Annotated in this window: 2 protein-coding genes and 1 pseudogene; 1 reads left to right on the top strand and 2 read right to left on the bottom strand. The window is 64.6% G+C overall.

Annotation, left to right across the window (positions count from 1 at the left end):
• Both BVH01_RS04220 and BVH01_RS04215 read right to left on the bottom strand, forming a co-directional pair.
• On the bottom strand, nucleotides 1-3,855 hold a 3,855-nt coding region (locus BVH01_RS04220; protein ID WP_218189083.1), incomplete at its 3' end, for a filamentous hemagglutinin N-terminal domain-containing protein.
• A gap of 26 nt (nucleotides 3,856-3,881) precedes the next feature.
• Entirely contained in the window at nucleotides 3,882-5,573 is a 1,692-nt protein-coding gene (locus BVH01_RS04215) for a ShlB/FhaC/HecB family hemolysin secretion/activation protein (protein ID WP_075929095.1), read from the bottom strand.
• Between the two features lie 306 nt (nucleotides 5,574-5,879).
• On the opposite strand from BVH01_RS04215, the pseudogene uvrD reads away from it, so the two are divergent.
• A pseudogene (gene uvrD, locus BVH01_RS04210) lies at nucleotides 5,880-8,082 on the top strand (DNA helicase II).
• The last annotated feature ends 86 nt before the right edge of the window (nucleotides 8,083-8,168 follow it).

Genomic DNA, 8,168 nt, shown 5'->3' with positions numbered 1-8,168 from the left:
CATCTGCCGCTGGTGCTCATAGGCCTTGCCGCTGGCGGACTGGTGGGTGGCGACGCTGCGCTCGTTGAGGATGTCGTTACCGGCCTGCAGGCTGACGTCGCGACCGGCAATGATGCCGCCCTGGGCGTTGCGGATGCTATCGGTGGCCAGCAGTTGCAGGCGCTGGTTCGCCTGCATCAACCCGCTGTTGCCGATGGACTCGGCCTGAATGCCCAGGTTGGCAGTGGCGCGCAGGGTGCCTGCGTTGCTCAGGCCGCCGCCACTGATCAGGGTCAGGTCGCGGCCTTGAATCAGCGCGCCATTCGGCGCCAGACGACCGTCGGCCTGGGCGAGGTAGAGCACGGGCGCCAACACCTTCTGGCCGCTCACTTCGCGCTCTTCCATCCACACGATGTCGTGGGTCAGCGCGGCGACCTGCTCGGCGGAAAGCCCGACGCCGACGGACAGCTGCAAGGCATCCTGGCTCGCGATGGCGTTGTCCATCAGGTAGCGGAACTGCGCTTCGTCGCTGCTCAGCCCGGCCAGGAAGCGCTGGCCGGTGCGGGCCAGCACCGCATCGCGGATCAGCCGCTGCTCAACGAGACCGTCGCCGAGCAGTTTCTGCGCGTGATCGGGGTCGTAGTTCAGTTGATCGAGCAGGTAGCTGGAATTGAGGAAGTTGCCCAGCTCGGCGAACGCCGGATCGGTCTCGATCAGGTAGCGGTGGTCGGGATTGGTGCTGAGGCTGAACAGGCCGTTCTGGCCAGTGGGCAGTTTGAAGCTCGGCAGGCCGAGCGGGTCGACCGCCTTCTGGGCCAGGTCTGGCGGCAGCTGCGGGTTGAGGGTGATGGCGGTGGCGATATCGCTGCCGGGCGTGCTGGTGTCGACCCGGGTGCCGCCGCCGACGTATGCGTAACTGCTGCGGATAACACGGCTGTCGAAATCGTCACGGGTATTGACGTTGATGTCGCCGCCACTCTGGATGACGGCAGCATAGGTCTGCCCATCGACGCTCACGCGCTCGACCTTGTTGGCAGGGAGGTATTCACGCTCCATGGCGCCGACGACCCGATTGAGGTCGGATTCCAGCGAGCCGAGGTTGCGCGAGCCGGCATGGTCGGCGTTGAAGCCATACACCAGGCCGCGGTAGAACCAGTAGCTCGGCTTGCGGCCGGATACCAATACCCGCGTGGTGTGCACCTCACTGGTTTCCACGCCAATGTTGTCCAGGCTGCCAAGCTGCATCTGCAGGTCGCCAGCCGCGGCGATGGTGCTGCTGCTATTGGTCAGACGGTCGCCCAGCACGTTAAGCGAACCGCCGGCTGTGATATGCGACGCGCCGCTGTCGGCGGTGACGATCAACCGATCGTACTCATCGAGCTGCCAGACCCCGACCTTGCGCCCGTTGCTGCCCAGGTCGCAGTCGCCAGCGGGGTTGTAGGGGCCACGGCAGGCCAGTTCGGTGAATACCGCGTCGTATTTGCCCTGTTCGGTTTGCAACTCGTCGCGTACGTTGGCGATGATCGCGGCGCGCAGGCTCATGTCGCCCGCGCTGTCGATGGTGCCGGAGCGGTTTTCGATCAGGCTGGCGAGGCTGCCCTGGGCGTCCCTGGCGATGCTCAGGCTGCCCAGGCTGTAGAGCGCCGCGAGACGATTGGTAAACCGATCAGCCAGCAGTTGCAGGTTGCCGCCGCTGAATATCAGCCCGCCATCGTTGCGTATGCTGCCCGCCTGCAGCAGCAGGTCACCACCGGCGCCGAGGGTGCCGCGGTTGTCGATTTTCTCGGCGGCCATGCTCAGCCAGGCAGCAGCGGTCATGCGCCCCTGGCTGACCAGCTCACCTAGCGCCGTCAGACGACCAAAGCCACCGCTACTGACCTCGGCGTCAGTGCCGAAGGCAATGTTGTCGGCCTGCAGGTCAATGTTGCCGAGCGCCAGCAGGCTGCCGTTGCCGCGGTAGTCACCGCTCAAACGCAGATCGAGGTTGCCGTTGGTTTCGAGTCGGCCATCGTTGATCCAGCTTTCCCCCGTGGTGCTGAGGCTGTTGACCGCCAGCAAGCCGCCGCCGGCGGTCTGGGTCAGGCGATCGATATCCAGGGTGATGGAGGCGGCCTGCAGCAGGCTGTCGTTGACCCATTCCTCGGCGCTCAGGCTCATTGCGCTGTTGGTGATGAATTCACCGCCGGCCTGGCCAAGCAGCTGCATGTCCAGGCCCAGGCCGGCGCTGCCGAGATGACGCACCACGCCGCCCTTGTTGCTCAGGGCCGGCGTGTCGAAAGTCAGTGCCGCGCTGGCCACCTCCAGCACACCGCCGTCGTTATTCAGCATGGTGCCGATGGCGAAGCGGCTCTCACCGCTGCTTCCCAGGGCACGCAGGCGGCCCCTGGCATTGCTCAGGCTATCGGCTTGCACATCGAGATGACCGCCGGCCTCCACCAGGCCGTCGTCGTTGTTCAGCGCGTTGGTGACCTTCGCGGTGATGGCACCGCCGGCTGCCAGGGTGCCGGCTTGGTTATCCACCGCCTCGGCCTGGATGGCCATGGCCTGGCCCGCCAGGGCGCTGCCTTGGCGGTTGTCCAGCGTGTCGGTGTCCAGGTTCAGGTTGCCTTGGGCGACAACCTGGCCCTTCTGGTTGTCGAGCTCCTTGGCCTTGAGCGTGGCGCTACCTGCCGCGGCGATCTGGCCATCGGCGTTGTCGAGTGTTTGCAGGTCGGTATTCAGGCTGCCATGGCTGACGAGCTGGCCCTCGTTGCGCACGCCGCCGCCGTTCAACTGCAAATGCCCGGCGCTGTTGGTGCTGCCATCGGCGCGCACGCCGGCCTCGATGGCACCGGCATTGTTCAGGCGCTCGGCCTGCACCCTGACCTGCTCACCGGCGGCGAGGCTTTCGCGCACATCCACCTGCCTGGCCTCGACAAGGGCAGTGCCGCCGGCGTAGGTATCGCCCTTGAGGTCGACGCTGTCGGCTACCAGGGTGGTGTTACCGCTGGCGGCGCTGCGGTTCATGGTCAGCTGGCCGCTGGCATCGATCTGGATATCACCGGCGGTGGCCGCCATGTCGCCGGCAAGATTCACGCCGACGCCCTTCTCGGTGCCAACCAGGCGAATGGCGCCGGCGTACATACCGCCCAGGGCGGAGCTGTCGATGGCCACCTGGGGCTTGTCGCTGCCATCGTCGGCCTTGGCCGTGGCCTGCAAAGTGGCAACGTCCACCTCGTTGCGGCCGGCCACGATGTTCAGGCGCTTGGCATGGATATCAGCGTTGATCTTGGCGGTGCGGGTGATCAGGTCGAATTGGTCGACGTTACTGGCGTTGAGCCCGGCGCCTTCGATGGCGATATCGCCGCCATCGACATCGAAGCCTTTGAGACGGCCATCCTCGATCTGCGGCGCACCGGTGCTCAGGGTCGCGCGCGGCGTGTTGATGAAACCGCAACCATCGCAGGTGATGCCGTGCGGGTTGGCGACGATGACATGGGCGCCCTGCCCGGCCACCTCGGTATAGCCCTTGAGCTGGCTGCGGTTGCTGCCCGTCACCTCATTGAGGATGACGCCCGCGGCGCCGCCCTGCAGGTTCGGATTGCCCTTGATGTAGCCGCCCAACTGGCTCGGTACGAAAGCCTGGGCGCCGTTATTGAGGATCAGGCCCTGCTGGTCAACGTTGTAGTCGGTGAATTTGTTGTGCGACAGGCCGCTGCCGTTGGGCGTGGCGATGTTCACCACGGGTACGCCGTTGCCGGCCTGGCCGATGCTGGTGTTGCCACCAGCGGCAGCGTCGACCGCGAGGTCGGCGGCCAGCGACTTGACCGGGTCGAACAGCATGACGCCGATGAGTACGCGGGCGATGGCACGGTTCAGTGGGCTGCGAACGTCCATGTGGATAACTCCGTTACACGTTGAAATCAGAAGAACACATCGAGGCGGAAGTACACCGGCCGTTCACCTTCGGTGAAGGCGTCGGGGCGCTCCAGGGAATGGGCGAAGGTCACCGAGGCGGCCAGGTGCTCGCCGCGGGCGCTGAGCTCCAGAGCATGGCCGCTCAGGCGACCGCTGGCGCCACTGTTGTGGCTGTCATGGCTGATCACGCCAACGTCATAGGCCAGTGCAGCGCCGTACTGCTGCACGAAAGGCTGCAACGGCTCCCAGGTGACCGGTCGGGTCCAGCGCAGCTGGTTGCGCCAGTAGCCGCCGCTGTTACCGGACAGCGATTGATCCTTGTAGGCCCGCACCGAGTTGAGGCCACCAACGCTGATACGTGCTGGGCTGAACAGCTGGTCTTCACTCTTCTGGCCAGTGGCCAAACTCTCGAAACTGAAGCGCTCGCCACCCAGATTGAAGGGCTGCAGGTAACTCAAGGTGAGGGTGTATTTGTTGTAGCGGGCAACCGGATCCTGGCCATGGGGATGGCCGTTGCCCTGGGCGTCGAAAGTACCGATACCGCGCTGCCAACCGATGTCGGCGTTGACGAAGGCGCTGCCCACCCGCCGGCCATGGTTGAAGCCCAGCTGCCATTCGCTGAGGCGGTTGCTGGAAAACTCCAGGCGGTTGTCTTCGATGAAGTTGTTGCTGCGAATGTGGCTCAGGCCGGTGCTGAAGGCGGTCTTGCTGACGCTGTCGCGGTGCAGCACCCGCTCGGCCCGCAGGCTATGGCTCTGGTAGTCGCCATCGGTCTCTACCGGAAAGCCGTTGAGGTCGGCGGTGGTGCGGTAGTAGGACTGGCCGTAGTTGTAGCTGAAGGTCCACCAGCCATAAGGCAGGCTGTAGTAGAGGCTCTGGCTATGCGAATGGCGATAGCTGTCGCTGACCGCATCGCGGCTGGCGCGCAGGCTCAACTGGTCGGCCAGGCCCAGCGGGCTGTCCCAGTCCAGGCCGACGCCCCACTGCTGTTCGCCGGTGCTGCGCTGGCCGTCGTTATGGCGCGACAGGCTGGCGCGCCACGGCTTGCTACGCTCGCCCTGCAACTGCACACGGCTGCCACCGACCTGCTCGCCGGGCACCAGCTCCAGCTTGGCGAAACGCGATGGCAGGCGGTTGAGATTCTCGACCAGCTGTTCCAACTCGCGCAGGTCGAGTACCTCGCCGGTCTTGCCGGGAAAGCTCATGGCCAGCTCACGGTCGCTTGCCAGGGCGGAACTGTCGAGACCTTCGAGGCGGCCTTCGACCACGGTGATCTTCAGGGTACGGGCAGACAGATCCTGCTGGGGCAGATAGGCGCGCGTGGTGACATAGCCGCGGTCGATGTAGTGATTGGTAATGGCCTTGAGCAGCGCGTTGAGCTGGCTGACGCCCAGGCAGTTGTCAGCGAAAGGCGCGAGGATCGCGATGCGGTCGGCCTCGGACAACAGGGTGGCACCACTTATCTCGATATCGTCGATGGCGAAACAGCGTTCGTCATCCGGGACAGGCTCGGCAGGCTGTTGCGCCTCACGGCCCGGGAGCTGTTGCAGCTCTTGCAACCGTTGCTGCTGCTCTTGCAGCAAACGCTCCTGCCTGTCGCGGTACAGCTCGCGTTCACCAGGGCTCTGAGCGAACGCCAGAACAGGAAAAACAGCCAGACAAAACCCTACAACCGCAGCTCCGTTGCGTACAACCATGCATCCCTACCCGTCGTAAAAACTCGTTCGTCGCTACGACGGGTTCATGCCGGGTGGGTTCCCGAACGCGTCAAAAAACCGCTGAACGGTCATTTTGTATGGCATAAAAATGGCGATTGGCTGGCAAATGGATTGCACCAGGCGCTTCAATCTCGATGTTCTTCGTTCTACTGTACGAGCTGCTTCTTAAAGCTCGGGGCAATCTGCCGGCGCACTGATCGCAGTCTCCAGCGGCTTGCATCGACAGCTGTCGACCTCACCGTCACCAGCGTTGCCCATCCTGCCCCGCCCCCCTAGAATGCCGCGATGCAAAATGACCTCGATCAGCGACTCAGTTCTCTCAACCCAGCCCAGCACCATGCGGTCACCACGCCGCCCGGTCATCAACTGGTGCTGGCCGGTGCCGGCTCCGGCAAGACCCGCGTGCTGGTGCACCGCATCGCCTTTCTGATCCAGCGCCTGGACGTCTCGCCGCACAGCATCCTGTCGGTGACCTTCACCAACAAGGCGGCGGCGGAGATGCGTCATCGCATCGAAGACGTGCTCGGGCAAAGCCCGGCGGGCATGTGGGTCGGCACCTTCCACGGCCTGGCGCACCGCCTGCTGCGAGCCCACTGGCAGGAAGCCGGGCTGGTCGAGAACTTCCAGATTCTCGATTCCGACGACCAGCAACGGCTGATCAAGCGGGTGATCCGCGAGCTGGGCCTGGATGAGCAGCGCTGGCCGGCCAAGCAGGCGCAGTGGTTCATCAACGGCCAGAAGGACGAAGGCATTCGCCCGGCCGGCATCCAGGCCAGTGGCGATCTCTTCCTGGCCACCATGCGCAGCATCTACGAAGCCTACGAGGCGGCCTGCGCCCGAGCCGGCGTGATCGACTTCGCCGAGCTGCTGCTGCGCGCCCTCGACCTGTGGCGCAACAACGCCGGCCTCCTGGCGCATTACCAGAAACGCTTCCGGCACATCCTGGTCGACGAATTCCAGGATACCAACGCCGTGCAGTACGCCTGGCTGCGCTTTCTCGCCATGGGCGGCGAAAGCCTTATGGTGGTGGGCGACGACGACCAGTCGATCTACGGCTGGCGCGGCGCGAAGATCGAGAACATCCAGCAGTTCGACAGCGACTTCGCCGACGCCGAGATCATCCGCCTGGAGCAGAACTACCGCTCCACGGCGAACATCCTCAACCGCTGCCAACGCACTGATCGCTAACAACCAGGGGCGCCTGGGCAAGGAGCTGCGTACCGATGTCGGCGATGGCGAGCTGATCAGCCTGTACGCCGCCTTCAACGAACACGACGAAGCGCGCTACGTGGTCGAGACCATCGAGGACGCCCTGCGCAAGGACGGCCTGCGGCGTAGCGACATCGCCATCCTCTACCGCTCCAACGCCCAGTCGCGGGTGCTGGAAGAGGCCCTGCTGCGCGAGAAGATTCCCTACCGCATCTACGGCGGCCAGCGCTTCTTCGAACGCGCGGAAATCAAGAACGCCATGGCCTACCTGCGCCTGATCCAACAGCGCGGCAACGATGCGGCACTGGAGCGGGTCATCAACGTGCCAGCCCGCGGTATCGGCGAGAAGACGGTGGAAACCCTGCGCCAGTTCGCCCGCGCCAACGACCTGTCGATGTGGGCCGCGCTGCACGAAGCGGTCGGCACCAAGGTGATCGCCGGCCGCGCCGCCAGTGCACTGAACGGCTTCGTCGAGCTGATCGACACCCTGGCCCTGAAGGTCGAGGGCCTGCAATTGCACAGCACCGCGCAACTGGTGATCGAGCAATCCGGCTTGCTCGCCTATCACCGCGACGAGAAGGGCGAGAAGGCCCAGGCTCGCGTGGAAAACCTCGAGGAACTGGTGTCCGCCGCCCGTGCCTTCGACTCCTACGAAGGCGAGGAAGGTGACGACGCGCAAACGCCGCTGGCGGCCTTCCTCGATCACGCTTCGCTGGAAGCCGGCGACACCCAGGCCGCCGAACATGAAGACAGCGTGCAGATGATGACCCTGCACAGCGCCAAGGGCCTGGAGTTCCCGCGGGTGTTCCTGGTGGGCATGGAAGAAGGCCTGTTTCCCCACAAGATGAGCCTTGAAGAACCCGGCCGCCTGGAAGAGGAACGCCGCCTGGCCTACGTGGGTATCACCCGGGCCATGCGCAACCTGGTGATCAGCTACGCGGAAACTCGCCGCCTGTACGGCAACGAGACTTACAACAAGGTTTCGCGCTTCGTGCGCGAAGTGCCGCCACATCTGGTGCAGGAAGTACGCCTGTCCAACAGCGTCAGCCGCCCGTACGGCAGTGGCAGCCGCAGCATGAGCGGCAGCAGCCTGTTCGCTGGCAGCGCCGTGCCGGACACGCCGTTCAACCTCGGCCAACGTGTGCAGCACTCGCTGTTCGGCGAAGGCACCATCCTCAACTTCGAGGGCTCGGGGCCCCAGGCGCGGGTGCAGGTGAACTTCGAAAGCGAAGGCAGCAAGTGGCTGATGCTGGCGTACGCCAAGCTCGAAGCTATCTAAGGAGCCTGTTCAAAGGCAGCTGCGCGTCGGCCCTGCTGCGTTGAAATCAGACTCGGAATGCTCATGTACAAAAGTACACTCCGCTT

The organism is Pseudomonas sp. PA1(2017), assembly GCF_001945375.1.
Classification (GTDB): Bacteria; Pseudomonadota; Gammaproteobacteria; order Pseudomonadales; family Pseudomonadaceae; genus Aquipseudomonas.
This window is presented reverse-complemented; position numbering and strand designations above follow the sequence as displayed.